At 69.1% G+C, this 14,629-nt stretch carries 11 protein-coding genes and 1 pseudogene; 5 read left to right on the forward strand and 7 right to left on the reverse strand.

The window, feature by feature from the left end; translation table 11 throughout:
- Positions 1-95: 95 nt before the first annotated feature.
- Positions 96-698 carry a hypothetical protein gene (locus D0901_RS15325; RefSeq protein ID WP_129141181.1) on the forward strand — a complete coding sequence of 201 codons (603 nt, stop codon included), beginning with the start codon at positions 96-98 and terminating at the stop codon, positions 696-698.
- 1 nt (position 699) lies between these two features.
- On the opposite strand, the gene D0901_RS15330 is transcribed toward D0901_RS15325, so the two are convergent.
- From D0901_RS15330 to D0901_RS15345, 4 genes are all read right to left on the reverse strand, one after another.
- A complete protein-coding gene (locus D0901_RS15330) occupies positions 700-1,080 on the reverse strand; it encodes a RidA family protein (protein ID WP_129141182.1) in 381 nt (126 codons plus the stop codon).
- A 24-nt stretch (positions 1,081-1,104) separates the two neighbouring features.
- On the reverse strand, positions 1,105-1,959 hold the full coding sequence (locus D0901_RS15335; RefSeq protein WP_129141183.1) for a universal stress protein: 855 nt from the start codon (positions 1,957-1,959) through the stop codon (positions 1,105-1,107).
- Between the two features lie 63 nt (positions 1,960-2,022).
- Positions 2,023-3,513, reverse strand: a complete 1,491-nt coding sequence (locus D0901_RS15340) for a SulP family inorganic anion transporter (RefSeq protein ID WP_129141184.1) — start codon at positions 3,511-3,513, stop codon at positions 2,023-2,025.
- 270 nt (positions 3,514-3,783) lie between these two features.
- Positions 3,784-5,256, reverse strand: coding sequence for an aminotransferase-like domain-containing protein (locus tag D0901_RS15345; protein WP_129141185.1), 1,473 nt, complete (start codon positions 5,254-5,256; stop codon positions 3,784-3,786).
- 181 nt (positions 5,257-5,437) lie between these two features.
- Between D0901_RS15345 and D0901_RS15350 the strand changes: the two genes are divergently transcribed.
- Entirely contained in the window at positions 5,438-6,889 is a 1,452-nt protein-coding gene (locus tag D0901_RS15350; RefSeq protein ID WP_129141186.1) for an NAD-dependent succinate-semialdehyde dehydrogenase, read from the forward strand.
- Positions 6,890-7,166: 277 nt separating this feature from the next.
- Entirely contained in the window at positions 7,167-8,444 is a 1,278-nt protein-coding gene (gene gabT / locus D0901_RS15355) for a 4-aminobutyrate--2-oxoglutarate transaminase (RefSeq protein WP_129141187.1), read from the forward strand.
- 31 nt (positions 8,445-8,475) lie between these two features.
- On the opposite strand, the gene D0901_RS15360 is transcribed toward gabT, so the two are convergent.
- The 3 genes from D0901_RS15360 to D0901_RS15370 all read right to left on the reverse strand — a co-directional run bounded on the left by D0901_RS15360 (position 8,476) and on the right by D0901_RS15370 (position 12,738).
- Positions 8,476-9,345 carry a slipin family protein gene (locus D0901_RS15360; protein WP_129141188.1) on the reverse strand — a complete coding sequence of 290 codons (870 nt, stop codon included), beginning with the start codon at positions 9,343-9,345 and terminating at the stop codon, positions 8,476-8,478.
- Positions 9,342-10,865, reverse strand: a complete 1,524-nt coding sequence (locus tag D0901_RS15365) for an NfeD family protein (protein WP_129141189.1) — start codon at positions 10,863-10,865, stop codon at positions 9,342-9,344. The genes D0901_RS15360 and D0901_RS15365 overlap by 4 nt, the downstream gene beginning before the upstream one ends.
- A 70-nt stretch (positions 10,866-10,935) precedes the next feature.
- Positions 10,936-12,738: an AsmA family protein gene (locus D0901_RS15370; protein ID WP_129141190.1), complete on the reverse strand. Its 1,803-nt coding sequence runs from the start codon at positions 12,736-12,738 to the stop codon at positions 10,936-10,938.
- A 155-nt stretch (positions 12,739-12,893) separates the two neighbouring features.
- Here D0901_RS15370 and D0901_RS15375 point away from each other — a divergent pair, with 155 nt between their 5' ends.
- Both D0901_RS15375 and D0901_RS15380 read left to right on the forward strand, forming a co-directional pair.
- Positions 12,894-14,114 carry an ABC transporter substrate-binding protein gene (locus D0901_RS15375; protein ID WP_129141191.1) on the forward strand — a complete coding sequence of 407 codons (1,221 nt, stop codon included), beginning with the start codon at positions 12,894-12,896 and terminating at the stop codon, positions 14,112-14,114.
- A pseudogene (locus D0901_RS15380) lies at positions 14,111-14,629 on the forward strand (ABC transporter permease); the annotation flags it as partial. The gene D0901_RS15375 and the pseudogene D0901_RS15380, both read left to right, overlap by 4 nt.

Here is a 14,629-nt window from a genome sequence, read left to right on the forward strand (position 1 = left end):
TCTTGGATTGCACTCAAGTTGTGCGGCTCCACGGCCGATAACGTCAGGACAAGCCGGAATTCGTCGTCCGGGCGTTTCAGATTGGAGTCCTGCGAGTGATACCACTCATCGTCATCGCCGTGCTGGCGACGCTGGCCGTCGGCATCCTGGGAATCGTGGCCAGCCAGCCACACTGGCCCCTGTCGGCCCAGGCGCTGGCCGCCTACGGCGTCTATGCGCTGGCGCTGGTCGGCGCCCTGGGGCTGGTCGTCATGTTGATCCTGCTGGTCAGCCAGTTGCGCGGCCAGCAACGCGCCCTGCTCCAGAGTCTCACCGACCAGCAGGCGAACCAGCGCGGCGTGCAGACCGCCCAGTTGATGGATCGCTTCGTGCATCAGGCGGAAGCCTTGCTGGAGAAGGACAGCCTGGATCCCAACAAGCGCAGCGTGCAGCGCTGTCTGGCGATCGATGCGCTGCGCGGCAACACCGGCCGCGGCGATCCCAACTATCATCGCCTGGCGCGGCTTTTCGAATGGCTGGCGGGGGAATTCGAGACGGCCCACGAGGACGCCGCCGGGCGGCGGCTGATCGAACCGGTGCTGCGTCAGTACGCCGAGATCGCCGATCAGTTGTGCCGCGTCGGCGAGGCGGATTCGACGCGGCTGGAAGCCTTCCTGCGCTTCCAGCCGCCGGCCGTGACGGCCGACGCCGAGGTCTGACTCAGTAGAGACGTCCGCCGGTACCGCCGGCCTTCAGCGCCGCGGTGACGGTGATCTCCACCCGCAGTTCGTCGGCCGGCATCGGCGCGGTGATGCAGGTACGCGCCGGCGCGTGGCCCTCGGGCACCCAGGCATCCCACACGGCGTTCATCGCCGCGAAGTCGTCCCCCTCCTTGAGGTAGATCGTCGCCGAGAGCAGATGCTCGCGGTCGGAACCGATCTCGGCGAGCAGCGCGTCGAGACGCGCCAGCATGCTCTCGGTCTGCGCGGTGATGTCGCCGCGGCGCGCCTCGGGGCCGGCCACCTGACCGCACAGATAGGCGACGCCGTTGTAGACGACCGCGCGACTCATGCGGGACTGGGTATCGTGGCGTTGGATCATCGAAGGTTCTCCCTGGAATTGGACTCAGCGTAACAACAACAGCGGGACGTCGGCGTTGCGCAGCATCGCCGTGGTGGTGCTGCCGACCAGCAGCTGGCGGATTCGCGAGTGGCCATAGGCGCCCATCACCAGCAGGTCGATGGCATGCTCGCGCTGATACTCGCGCAGCGTTGCCTCCACCTCGCCGGCACGGATCGCCTTGTGCGCCTGGATGCCGGCATCGTTGAGGGTGTCGATCGCCCAGTCGAGCTGCGCCTGGATGTCGGCGATGTCCGCCCCGACCGTCACCACATGGCAGGTCAGGCCGGCGAACAGCGGGCTGGCGGCGATCATCTCGACTCCCTTGCGGGTGGTCCGGCTGCCGTCGAAGGCGATCATGACCCGCTGTGGTGCACTGAAGGTGTCCGGCACCATCAGGATCGGCCGATGCACGGCGCGTACCACCCGCTCGAGATTCGAGCCCAGGTGCTCGGCGGCCACGTGAGCGGACTCGCCGCGCTTGCCCAGCACCAGCAGTCGCGCCTCGCCCTCCAGTTCGTGCAGCGTCTCAACCAGCTCGCCATTGCGCTGACGGGCCTGGGCCTCGTCGATGCCAGCCTCCTTGGCGCGCTGGCGGGCGGCGTCGAGCATCACGCGCCCCTGTTCCTGGGCCAGCTTGGCGCGGCGTTCGTCCAGCGAGGCCAGTTCCTCGAGCAGATGCTCACGGCTGCCCAGGCCGATGTTGCCCGACAGGTTGCCGGCTTCCGGCGGCGGATGATTGTCGATCACGTGCAGGAAGGTCAGTGGCGCCTCGAGGCGCGCGCTGGCCCAGGCGGCGTAATCGCACACCGCCGTGGCATAGCCCGAGCCGTCGATGCAGGCCATGACGTGTTCGTTCATAGCGGCAATCCTCGTGGTGACATGTTGCGTTTCTACTCCATCTGCGCGGCGGCGAACACCCTCTCAGTGGCCGCTCATCAGCTTTTCCACCGCCTCGGGCTTGTCGTGGACCGCGAAGCGGTCGACCAGGGTCGCGCTGGCCTCGTTGAGCCCCACCACCTCGACATCGGTGCCTTCGCGGCGGAACTTGATGACCACCTTGTCGAGGGCGTCCACCGCGGTGATGTCCCAGAAGTGTGCCCGCGACAGGTCGATACGTACCCGCTCCAGGGTCTCGCGGAAGTCGAAGGCGCCGGTGAAGCGATCCGCCGAGGTGAAGAACACCTGGCCGATCACCCGGTATTCGCGGGTACGGCCATCGTCGCTGGCCTCGCTGCCGATGTAGAGCACCCGGCCGACCTTGTTGGCGAAGAACAGCGAGGCCAGCAGGACGCCGACGAACACGCCGATCGCCAGGTTGTGGGTGGCCACCACCACGGCGACCGTCGACAGCATGACGATGTTGGTCGACAGCGGATGCTTGCGCAGGTCGCGCAGCGACTCCCAGCTGAACGTGCCGATCGACACCATGATCATCACCGCCACCAGCGCCGCCATGGGAATCTGCGAGACCCAGGGGCCCAGGAACACCACCAGGATCAGCAGGAACACCCCGGCGACCAGGGTCGAGAGCCGCCCGCGGCCCCCGGACTTCACGTTGATCACAGATTGCCCGATCATCGCGCAGCCGGCCATGCCCCCGATCAAGCCGGTGGCGATGTTGGCGATGCCCTGGCCGCGGCATTCGCGATTCTTGTCGCTGCCGGTATCGGTGAGCTCGTCGACGATGGTCGCGGTCATCAGCGACTCGAGCAGCCCCACCACCGCCAGGGCCGCGGAATAGGGCAGGATGATCAGCAACGTCTCCAGGTTGAGCGGCACGTCGGGCCACAGGAACACCGGCAGGCTGTCGGGCAGCTCGCCCATGTCGCCCACGGTACGGATATCCATGCCGGAGAACACGTAGACGATGGTCAGGGTGACGATGCACACCAGCGGCGACGGCAGGGTCTTGCCGATCTTCGGCAGCAGCGGAAACAGATAGATGATGCCCAGCCCGGCGGCGGTCATCGCATAGACGTGCCAGGTCACGTTGGTCAGCTCGGGCAGTTGCGCCATGAAGATCAGGATCGCCAGGGCGTTGACGAAGCCGGTGACCACCGAGCGCGAGACGAAGCGCATCAGTTCGCCGAGGCGCAGGTAACCGGCCAGGATCTGCAGGACACCGGTCAGCAGCGTGGCGGCCAGCAGGTACTGCAGGCCGTGCTCCTTGACCAGGGTGACCATCAGCAGCGCCATCGCCCCGGTCGCCGCCGAGATCATGCCCGGCCGGCCGCCGGCGAAGGCGATCACCACCGCCATGGAAAACGAGGCGTAGAGGCCCACCTTGGGGTCGACGCCGGCGATGATCGAGAAGGCGATGGCCTCGGGGATCAGGGCCATGGCGACCACCAGGCCGGCGAGAACGTCATTCTTGGTGTTGAATAACCAGGTCTGTTTCAGGGATCGGATCATGCTCGTGTCCAGATAGCGTCGGGGGCGTCGCGCGTCACGACCGCGACCAGCGGGAAACTGGCGGCCGGCGACGCTCGAACGGAATGCATCGGCCCGTCCGCGGGTGGACGGGCGTGGTGACGATCGGGCCAGGCGCGATGGCCTCCCGGCGTCGGGGCGTGCCATGGGCACGCGGAGGGCGGTGATCTAGGGCGGACTGCCGGTGGCGATGCGCGGCCTCATGGCGGATTCATCCTGTCGTCGGAGAAGTTCGCGGCGAAGCGGCGCATTCTAGCAGCCGGGGCCAGCGAGTTCACCCCGACCGGCCCTCGAGGTCCCGCGCAGCAGGCGCTTGAGCGCCACGCGCAGGCGCTCCGCCTCGCGACTCAATGTCTGCCCCGAGACCATGCCGATGCCCATCACCAGCCCGCGGCGCGGATCGCCCGGTCCGCAGGCCGGGCTCAGCGGGCGCACCACAAGTTGCTCGTCGAGCAGGCGCCGCGCCAGGGCGACATCGTCGATGTCCGGCGCGAGCTCGAGACACAGGCTGATCGCGCTCGACGGCGGCGACACGCCCACCACCCCCGGCAGGTCGCACAGCCGGTCATGGAGCACCTGCTGGCGGGCCAGGTACTCGCGGCGGATGCGCCGGTACCAGGCGTCGAGGTCGCCGTCGGCGATGAACTGCGCCAGCACCGCCTGATCGAGCATGCGCCCCTCGCGGGCGACCTCGCTGCGCAAACGGCCCAGCGCGGCGGCCAGCGACTTCGATGCCACCAGATAGCCGAGCCGCAGCCCCGGGAACATCAGCTTGGAGAACGAGCCCACCAGCAGCCGGTCGACGCGGCGCGGATCGAAGATCAGGTTGTCATGGTCGTCGCTGCCGTACTCGTAGTCATCCTCGATCACGTAGTCCGGTCTCGCCCGGGCGCACAGACGCTGCTTGTCGGCGAGCCGGGTCGGTGCGCTCAACGGGTACTGATGCGCCCCGGTGAAATAGGCCAGCCGTACGTCGCCCGCGGGCACAGCGTCGGCATAGCCGCTGGCGGGGTGCCAGGGAATCTGATCGATGTCGAGCCCGCAGGCGGTGAAGACGTTGCGGGCGCCCCAGTAGCAGGGTGAATCGAGCAGTACCCGATCGCCGCCATCGGCCAGCCCCAGGGCGCAGAGCTCGATGGCCTGGTGCGCGCCTTCGGTGACGACGATCTGGTCGGTGTCGCAGCGAATGCCCCGCCAGCGCTGGAGGAAGTCACGGATCGCCCGCTTGAGGGGACCGTAGCCGCCGGTCGAATAGGAGAGCAGCAGGGTATTGTGCGGCACCGTCACGCTGTCGTAGAGCGAGCGCCACTTGCGCAGCGGAAAATGGGCGATGTCGGGAATGCCCGGCACGAAGGCACCGCTCTGTACCTGCCCGGCCCCCGCCTTCTCGAGTACCGCGCTCGCCCGCCGCGACAGCGCGGGCGCGTCGCCCGGCGCCTCGACGGACGAACTCGGCCGTTGTGCCCAGGTGCCCTGGCCGTGGCCGGTGACCAGCCAGCCCTCGTCGATCAGGGTCTTCACCGCCCGGGCCAGGGTGTCGCGGGCCACGCCCAGATGCTCGCAGAGCCGCCGCTGCGAGGGCACCTTGCCGCCGCTCGCCCACCCCTGGCCGATCACCCCCCGCAAGGCCTGCTCGAGACGCACCTGCTTGCCCAGGCTCTCGGGCTGCTGGCGGTAGCTCGCCAGCAGCGGTGCCAGCAAGGCCTCGTCGCTCGCCTTGGCCATTTCGCTCTCCTCGTGTCTCGCGCGCCCCGAAACGATTATCCGCCGTCACGCGCAAAGTGGTCCAGTCGAACGGCGAAGTGGTCTATCCGCGAACGTGAAGCGCGCTGGTAGCGTGCTGGCCATCGACGGTAACGCCCGGCGGCGGAACCGATTCCCAGTATCCAGCGCGGAGAAACCCACCATGTCCCTACTCGAGCACGTTACCGGCGAGCGCGTGACCAGCCTGATCGACGGCGACTGGCGCCCCGGTCGTCGTCGGTTCGCCGTTACCGATCCGGCCAGCGGCGAGACCCTGGCCCAGGTCGCCGACCTCGAGGCCGACGACGCCCGCGACGCCGTGGCCGCCGCCCATGCGGCCCTGCCCGACTGGCGCCGCGCCCCGGTCAAGGAACGCGCCCGGCTGATCCGCCGCTGGTTCGAGCTGATCGTCGAGGCGACCGAGCCCCTCGCCGAGCTGATGACCCGCGAACAGGGCAAACCGCTCGGCGAAGCCCGCGGCGAGGTCGCCTACGGTGCCTCGTTCGTCGAGTTCTATGCCGCGGCGGCCAAGTCGCTGGCCGGGGAGACCCTGCCGAGCCCCAGCGGCGACAAGCGCATCCTGGTCACCCGCGAACCGATCGGCGTGGTCGCCGCCATCACGCCCTGGAACTTCCCGCTGGCGATGATCACCCGCAAGTGTGCCCCGGCGCTCGCCGCCGGCTGCACGGTGGTGATCAAGCCCGCCGAGGCCACCCCGCTCACCGCCCTGGCGCTGGCGCGACTGGCCGAGCAGGCGGGCATCCCGGCGGGCGTGATCAACGTCGTCACCGCATCCAGCCCGGCGGCGATCGGCGAGGTGCTGACCACCGACCCACGGGTGCGCAAGGTCTCGTTCACCGGCTCCACGCCGGTCGGCAAGCGGCTGCTCGCCCAGTGCGCGGACACGGTCAAGAAGACCGCCCTGGAACTCGGCGGCAACGCCCCGTTCATCGTCTTCGACGACGCCGATCTGGATGCCGCGGTGGAGGGCGCCATCGCCGCCAAGTTCCGCAACGCCGGACAGACCTGCGTGTGCACCAACCGCTTCCTGGTGCAGTCCGGCATCCACGACGCCTTCGTCGACAGGCTCACGGCGCGGGTCCGCGAACTGCGGGTCGGCAGCGGTCTCGAGGACGGCGTGCAGATCGGCCCGCTGATCAACGCCGCCGCCGTCGACAAGGTCCAGCGTCACGTCGACGACGCCCTGGCCAAGGGCGCCCGGCTGGTCTGCGGCGGCGAGCCCCACCCGCTGGGCGGCAATTTCTTCACGCCCACGGTACTCGTCGACGCGACTCGCGAGATGGCCCTCGCCGACGAGGAGACCTTCGGCCCGCTGGCGCCGGTGTTCCGCTTCGACAGCGACGACGAGGCCATCGCCCTGGCCAACGACACCCCCTTCGGCCTGGCGGCGTATTTCTACAGCCGCGACTACCGGCGCATCTTCCACACCCTGGAGGCCCTGGAGTACGGCATGGTCGGCGTCAACGAAGGGCTGATCTCCACCGAGCTGGCGCCGTTCGGCGGGGTCAAGGAGTCGGGCCTGGGCCGCGAGGGCTCGCATCACGGGCTCGAGGAGTTTACCGAGCTGAAGTACGCCTGCCTCGGCGGCCTCTAAGGGAGCCCTGCCTAAATGCCTGCGCGTGCCAATCGCTGCGCTTTTGGTATCGCCCGCGCCTGCAACCACCACCTAGAACTCTTCCCCCAGCGATAGTGGGCGCCGGGGGGCAAGGCGAAGCGAGGGTCCTTTGCCATGGATGGCAAAGGTAGCGCCCAGGGAAGGGTTCACAGCGCCCTCGCGGAGGCTTGTCGCCGGGAAAGCCCAATCGCTGGGTTGTGAAAGCGACGGATATTTACCGCTAACAGCAACCCCCCCCTTTCTGGAGCCTATTGTCATGACCAATGCCGAACTCGACGCCATGAAGACCCAATACGTCGCCAGCGGCGCCGCTTCCCCCGCCACCGCCTTCGCCGAGCGCGCCGAGAACGCCGAGATCTGGGACGCCGACGGCCGGCGCTGGATCGACTTCGCCGGCGGTATCGGCGTGCTCAACCTGGGCCACCGTCATCCACGGGTGGTCGAGGCGGTCAGGGCGCAACTGGACAAGGTGATGCACACCTGCGCCACGGTGATGCCCTACGCCCCCTACGTGCAACTGGCCAAGCGCCTGTGCGAGCTGACCCCGACCCGGGGTACGGCGCGCAAGGCGCTGCTGGTCAATGCCGGCGCCGAGGCGCTGGAGAACGCCGTCAAGATCGCCCGCGCCGCCACCGGCCGCAGCGGCGTGATCTGCTTCGACGGCGGCTTCCACGGCCGCACTTTCATGACGCTGGCCATGACCGGCAAGGTACTGCCCTACAAGAACGACTTCGGCCCGATGCCCGGCGACGTGTTCCGCGCGCCCTACCCCAACCCGATTCACGGCATCAGCGACGAGGACGCCCTGGCCGGACTCGAGACGGTGTTCAAGACCGACATCGCCCCGCACCGCACGGCGGCGATCGTCATCGAGCCGGTCCAGGGCGAGGGCGGATTCTACGCCGCTTCGCCGGCCTTCCTGCAGGCCTTGCGCGCGCTGTGCGACGAACACGGCATCCTGCTGATCGCCGACGAGGTGCAGTCGGGCTTCGGGCGCACCGGCAAGCTGTTCGCCATCGAGCACAGCGGCGTCGAGCCGGACCTGGTCACCATGGCCAAGAGCCTGGCCGACGGCATGCCGCTGTCCGCGGTGGTCGGCAACGCCGCGGTCATGGATGCCTCGGGGCCCGGCTCGCTGGGCGGCACCTACGGCGGCAACCCGCTGTCCTGTGCGGCGGCACTGGCGGTGATCGAGGCCATCGAGGAAGAGGACATCCTGGGCAAGAGCGAGCGCCTGGGCCGCGCGCTGGGCGAGCGTTTCGCCGCCTGGGAATCACGCTTCGAGGCGGTGGCGCATTCCCGTCACCTGGGGGCGATGGCCGCCTTCGAGTTCGTCGACCCGGCCAGCGGCAAGCCGGATCCGGCGCTGACCCAGGCGGTGTGCGCCAAGGCCCGCGAAAAGGGCCTGATCCTGCTCTCCTGCGGCTTCTACGCCAACACCATCCGCGTGCTGGTCCCGCTGACCGCGCCCGGCGAGGTGGTCGAGGAAGGCCTGGCGGTCATCGAAGCGGCGATCGCCGAACTCGCCGGCTGATCGCCACTGCCGAGTCGACCGACGCCACCCCTCAGCGGGTGGCGTCGTCGTTGCCGTCACCCTCGCCCGAATCGCCGGCCGGCCTGGGCGTTTTATCCGCCGGCGCTTCGGCGGACGTCGGCGACGTGCTTCTCGTGCTGCCCGTACCCGGCATGCCTTTCGCCAGGGTCCCGAGCCCCTCGAGCAGGTCCATGGGCATCGGGAAGACGATGGTCGAGGCGTTCTTGTTGCTCATATCGCTCATCGTCTGCAGGTAGCGCAACTGCAGCGCCATGGGGTTGGCCGACATCACCTCGGCGGCCTCGACCAGCTTGCGCGAGGCCTGCAGCTCGCCCTCGGCGTGGATCACCTTGGCGCGCCGCTCGCGCTCCGCCTCGGCCTGGCGGGCGATGGCGCGAATCATGCTCTCGTCGAGGTCGACGTGCTTGATCTCGACGTTGGCGACCTTGATCCCCCAGCCCTCGGTCTGGGCGTCGAGGATCTCCTGGATGTCGTCGTTGAGCCGGTCGCGCTCGGAGAGCATCTCGTCGAGATCGTGCTTGCCGAGCACCGAGCGCAGCGTGGTCTGCGCCAGCTGGCTGGTCGCCACGCCGAAGTTCTCGACCTGGATGATCGCCTTCTCCGGATCGACCACGCGGAAGTAGAGCACCGCATTGACGCGCACGGTGACGTTGTCCTGCGAGATCACGTCCTGCTCGGGCACGTCGAGGGTGATCAGGCGCAGATCGACCACCTGCATCTTCTGGATCACCGGGATGATGATGAACAGCCCCGGGCCCTTCACCGCCTGGTAGCGGCCCAGGAAGAACACCACCCCGCGCTTGTACTCGGGCAGGATGCGGATCGAGGCGCCGATCAACAAAAGCACCAGCACCAGCGGCACCAGATAGGACAGCATCATGTCGATTCTCCCGAAACGGAGGGTGGCGGGTCGGGCGACGCCGCATCGTCGGGCACCACCTCGACGGTCAGCCCGTCGATCGCCACCACCTTGAGTGACTCGCCGGCCTTCACCGGCCCCCGGCTGCGTGCCCGCCAGCGTTCGCCGTGCAGCCACACATGCCCTTCGGCCTCGGCACCGCCCCGGAAATCGTGCAACGCGGTGGCACGGGCACCGATCATCTCGTCCTGGCCGGCCTTCGGCGGGCGTCGCCGCAGGCGCAGGAAGCGCATCGCCACCCACAGCATGAACCCCGAGGCGACCAGCGCCACGCCGCCGATCAGCGGCAGCGACACGGCCAGATTGCGATCGTCCATGAGGATCACCGACCCGGCGACGAAGGCGACGATCCCGCCGATGCCCAGCACCCCGAAGCTGGGCACCATCGCCTCGCCGACGATCAGTGCCAGTCCCAGCACCACCAGCCCCAGCCCGGCGTAGTCGATCGGCAGCACCTGGAAGGCGAACAGTGCCAGCAGCAGGCAGATACCCCCGACCACGCCCGGCACCAGCGCCCCCGGGCTGAGCAGCTCGAAGACCAGTCCGTAGAAGCCGAGGATCATCAGGAAATAGGCGACGTTGGGGTCCGAGATCACGCTCAGCAGTTCGGTGCGCCAGTCGGGATCGAAGCGCACGAGCGACAGATCGGCGGTGTCGAGCGTGCGCGTGCCGTCGGTCATCACCACCTGACGACCGTCGATCGCCTCGAGCAGCTCGGGCACGTCGCGGGCGATGACATCGATGACGTGTTCGTCGAGCGCCTCCCGGGCCGTCAGGTTGACCGCCTCGCGCACCGCCCGCTCGGCCCAGTCGGCGTTGCGACCGTGCCGCTCGGCCAGGCTGCGGATGGTGGCCACGGCATCTTCCATTACCTTGCGCTGCATGGCGGTATCGCCACGGCGTTTGGCTTCGCTGTCGTCGCCGGACCGGGCCGAGTCACCGCGTTGGCCATTCTCGTCACCCTCCCCCGTCTGGCCGTTCCGACCCGCTTCGTCGCCGGGTTTTTCCGGCGCCGACTCGGGCGAGCCACCCGGCAACAGGCCCCCGCCGCCGATCTGCACCGGCGTCGCCGAGCCAAGGTGAGTGGACGGCGCCATCGCCGCGACATGGCTGGCATAGAGCAGGTAGGTGCCAGCGCTCGCGGCGCGGGCGCCGTCCGGGGCAACGTAGACCGCCACCGGCACCGAGCTGGTGAGCATCGCCTGAATCATGTCGCGCATCGACACGTCGAGCCCGCCCGGGGTATCGAGGCGCAGCACGACGAGCGCCATGTTGCGGTCTTGTGCCCGGGCCAGGCCGCGCTGGAAATAGTCGCTGGTCGCCGGGCCCACGCTACCGTGCAGGGTCATCACCAGGGCCTGCCGCGGGCCTGGGGCACCCTGCTGGGCATTCGCCGCCACGATCAGCAACGCGCCGAGCAGCAACGCGATCAGCCAGAAGCGACGGCGGGCGTGGGCGGCGTTCGAACCTCGTGGCAACATGACATCGCTCGCTTGCAGGACCCTGTCTCAAGGCTAGTGCTATCGGCCGCGAGTCGCTATCGACGCACGCTCATTCCCCGGTGCGCGCCCGCTCGTAGAGTGCCGGGCCGTCGGCATCCTCGCTTTCGCGCCCCTGACGAGACGCCTGGCCGTCGTGGCCCGCCGGCTCCCCGCCGGGTTCCGCGTTGCCCACGCTCATCTCCGAGAGCGTCTCGACCGGCGAAGTGATCAGGTTCTCCAGTGCCTCGCGAATCGCCTGACCGACCACGCCGCCGACGTCGAGGGACGGATCGTCGAGCGGCAGGGTCAACGGCACGTCGAGGCGGATCACTCCGCCACCGCCCTGCAGCAGCCCCACGATCGTCTTCATGGGTAGATCGATCGTCGCGCCCGGCACCGGCTGGCCGAGTTCGAGTCGATGCAGGACCACGTGGTTCTCGGCGTGCAGCCGACCGCTTTCGAGCCGATAGTCGACGTCCAGGGTCAGCCGCCCCTGTTCGATGTGATAGCCGCCGAAGTGACGGATGTAAGGGGCGAAGGTGGTCAGTGCCAGATTCTCGACGTGCAGGTGCATGTCGCCCTGCATCCGCTTGACCAGAGGATCGAAGGTCCCGTCGATGCGCAGCGGGGAGTCCGCGTCGACCCGGCCCTGCAGTGCCAGCGCCCCGCCGCCATCCGCGACATTGGAAAGATCCTTCCAGTCGCCCTCGAGGGCCTCGAGATCGAGAGTCACGGCTTGCGCGAGATGGCGATCGTCGAGCGCCACCTCGCCCCGGGAGACGCTCAACCGGGCGATGACGACACCCAGTCCGTCGCCGTTGCCGCCACCCCCGGTATCGGGCGGCAGCCAACTACTTAGGTTGGTGGACAGCGACTCGTCGACGGTCACCTGGAGCCGGGGACGCTCGAGCGCGATCGACGCGATGGCCAGCCGTTGATCGCTGCTGGTGAAGCGCAGGCCTTTCAGCCGAACCCTGGCGGCGCGCCCCAGCGGCTGGCCGCCGGGTGTCGCCGCGTCGAGATCGGCCAGCGAGCCCTGTGCCGACAGCGTGGTGCCGTGCCGACTGGCCGCCCCGGCCTGCAACTGGACCTGGCTGCTCAGGGTCCCCTGGCGGATGTCGGCACGGGTCAGGTACGCCAGGTAGCCGTGCAGCACCGACAGCGGCAACGCCTCGACGCCGAGCTCGAGATCGGCCTGCCACGGCGCGAAGCCCAGCTTGCCCCTGGCGGTGAACGGCTGCCCCGCCCAGCGGGCCTTGGCGTCGAGGTCCATCGGCGTCTTGTTGCGCGGATCGAAGCCGCTGGCGGTCAGCGATACGCGATCCAGCGACAGCGTCACCAGCGGGTCGAGACGGCGGTTGATCCAGTCGAAATGGCCGCGTTCGGCACTCACCCGGTCGATGCGCAGGCCGCTGCCCTGCCGGTCATCGGCGCCATTACCACCACCGCCGAACAGGCGGGCCAGGTTCCAGCCGCCATCGGTCCGCCAGATCAGCCGCAGCCGCGGGGCGATGAAGTGCAGCCGCTCGATGTGCCAGCCGTCGTGCCACAGCGAGGCCCAGGCGATCCGGGCCGTCACCGCGCGGCTGGCCAGCACGGGCTGGTCGTCATCGCCGGCGATGCGCAGCCCCTCGAGACGCACCCGGGCCTGCCAGGGCGTGACCTCGACGGACTCGATCGTCACCTCGCGACCAGTGGTCGCCGACAACGCCGCAACCAGCCGCGACTCGATGAGGCGCGGCAACGCCCACCAGCCGGCGGCCAGCAGCACGGCCACCACCGCAAGCAATACCAGGGTTATCGTCCACGGACGCCGTGGCGATCGCGGCTTGCCTGTCCGTGCGCCTGCCTGTGCGGCATCGTCCTCTGCCATGCACGACTCCTGCGATGCGATCCACTCAGCGTGGCAGCTCGGGCCGGGACCAGCCAATCCCCGGGTGTTCCGTCACTGGTCAGCGTGCATCTTTCCGGGCACGCTTGCCGTAAAGGAAACCGATCCCGAGCCACCCACCGTTGGAGATCTTCGCGATGCCCCTTTTACCACGCCGAGCGGCTCGCGCCCTGTCGCTGGCCGTGCTGGCGCTCACCACCGGCGCCGCTCAGGGCTATGCCCTCGACGACTGGTCCTCGGTCAGCGACGAGGCCGCCGGCCAGACGGTCTATTTCGCCGCCTGGGGCGGTGATGCCGACGTCAACGGCTATCTCGACTGGGTCGGCGAGCAGATGCACCGGAGCTATGACGTCGACATGGTTCACGTCAAGCTCGGCGATACCGCCGAGGCGGTGTCCCGGGTACTGGCGGAGAAGGCCGCCGGCAACCACGATCACGGTGCCATCGACCTGGTGTGGCTCAATGGCGAGAACTTCGCGGCCATGAAGGAGAACGGGCTGCTCTACGGGCCCTTCGCCGGGCACTTGCCCCACTACGCGCTGACCGCTCCCGAGTCCCACCCCGCGGTGAGCCACGACTTCACCCTGCCCACCGAGGGCTTCGAGTCACCCTGGGGCAAGGCGCAGCTGACCTTCTACTACGACAGCGCCCGTGTCGACGCCCCACCGCGGGACATGGCCGCGCTGCTCGACTGGGCCCAGGCCCATCCGGGGCGCTTCAGCTACCCGCTGCCCCCCGACTTTCTCGGTTCGAGCTTTCTCAAGCAGGCGCTGCTGGGTCTGGTCGACGATCGCGAGCCGCTCTATCGCCCCGCCGACGAGGCCGACTTCGAGGCCGTCACCGCGCCGCTGTGGGCCTATCTGGATCGCCTCCACCCTTATCTGTGGCGCGAGGGGCGCACCTTTCCGGCCAGCGGCTCGGCCCTGCGTCAGTTGATGGGCGACGGCGAACTGAGCCTGGCCTTCACCTTCACGCCATCGGCGCCGGCCGCGGCGGTCGCCGACCACCAGTTGCCGCCGACCACCCGCAGCTACCTGCTCGACGGCGGCACCCTGGGCAACGTCCACTTCGTCGCCATCCCCTTCAACGCCTCGCACAAGGCCGGCGCGCTGGTGCTCGCCAACTTCCTGCTCTCGCCGGAGGCCCAGGCCCGCAAGCAGGCCATCGACGGCTGGGGCGACGCCACGGTGCTGGCCATGGCGCGCCTGAGCGACACCCAGCGCGCGGCCTTCGAGACCGCCGACGACAACCCGGCCCGGCTGCCGGCGGGGGCACTGGGCAAGACCCTCGCCGAGCCGCATCCGAGCTGGATGGCGCGTCTGGAGGCCGCCTGGCAGGCCCGCTACGGCGCCCGATGATCGACCCTCATGCGCTATGGACCCGCCCCGCGCCCTGGCTCGCCATGGCAGTCCTCGGCCTGCCGGTCGTCGCGGGCCTGGCCGGGGTGATCGCCCCGGCCTTCGGCTGGCTGCCGGCGCTGGGCGGCACCTCGCCGACGCTCGCCCACTGGCAGGCCCTGGGGCAGACCCCCGGGCTCGTCGACATGGTGCGCCTGAGTGCGGTGACCGGGCTGGCCAGCGCCGGGCTGTCACTGACCATCGTGGTGCTGTTTCTGGGGGCCTTCCTGCGCACCCGATTGTTCGGCGTGGTGCGCCGGCTGCTGTCGCCGCTGCTCGCCGTGCCCCACGCCGCCGCGGCGATCGGCCTGGCGTTCCTGTTCGCCCCCTCGGGGCTCGCTCCGCGCCTGGTCTCGCCCTGGGCCAGCGGCTGGCAATACCCGCCGGACTACCTTTTCCCCGGCGACCCCGGCGGCCTGGCGCTGATTCTCGGGCTGACCATCAAGGAGGTCCCCTTCCTGCTGCTGATGAGCCTC

Source organism: Modicisalibacter coralii (assembly GCF_004117855.1).
Classification (GTDB): domain Bacteria; phylum Pseudomonadota; class Gammaproteobacteria; order Pseudomonadales; family Halomonadaceae; genus Modicisalibacter; species Modicisalibacter coralii.

What these genes read in the sequence shown, in the direction of transcription:
- D0901_RS15365 (WP_129141189.1), bottom strand. Translation starts at nt 10,865, where the DNA reads ATGTTGCCACGAGGTTCGAACGCCGCCCACGCCCGCCGTCGCTTCTGG.
- gabT (WP_129141187.1), top strand. Translation starts at nt 7,167, where the DNA reads ATGACCAATGCCGAACTCGACGCCATGAAGACCCAATACGTCGCCAGC.
- D0901_RS15350 (WP_129141186.1), top strand. Translation starts at nt 5,438, where the DNA reads ATGTCCCTACTCGAGCACGTTACCGGCGAGCGCGTGACCAGCCTGATC.
- D0901_RS15360 (WP_129141188.1), bottom strand. Translation starts at nt 9,345, where the DNA reads ATGATGCTGTCCTATCTGGTGCCGCTGGTGCTGGTGCTTTTGTTGATC.
- D0901_RS15345 (WP_129141185.1), bottom strand. Translation starts at nt 5,256, where the DNA reads ATGGCCAAGGCGAGCGACGAGGCCTTGCTGGCACCGCTGCTGGCGAGC.
- D0901_RS15335 (WP_129141183.1), bottom strand. Translation starts at nt 1,959, where the DNA reads ATGAACGAACACGTCATGGCCTGCATCGACGGCTCGGGCTATGCCACG.
- D0901_RS15330 (WP_129141182.1), bottom strand. Translation starts at nt 1,080, where the DNA reads ATGATCCAACGCCACGATACCCAGTCCCGCATGAGTCGCGCGGTCGTC.
- D0901_RS15340 (WP_129141184.1), bottom strand. Translation starts at nt 3,513, where the DNA reads ATGATCCGATCCCTGAAACAGACCTGGTTATTCAACACCAAGAATGAC.
- D0901_RS15370 (WP_129141190.1), bottom strand. Translation starts at nt 12,738, where the DNA reads ATGGCAGAGGACGATGCCGCACAGGCAGGCGCACGGACAGGCAAGCCG.
- D0901_RS15375 (WP_129141191.1), top strand. Translation starts at nt 12,894, where the DNA reads ATGCCCCTTTTACCACGCCGAGCGGCTCGCGCCCTGTCGCTGGCCGTG.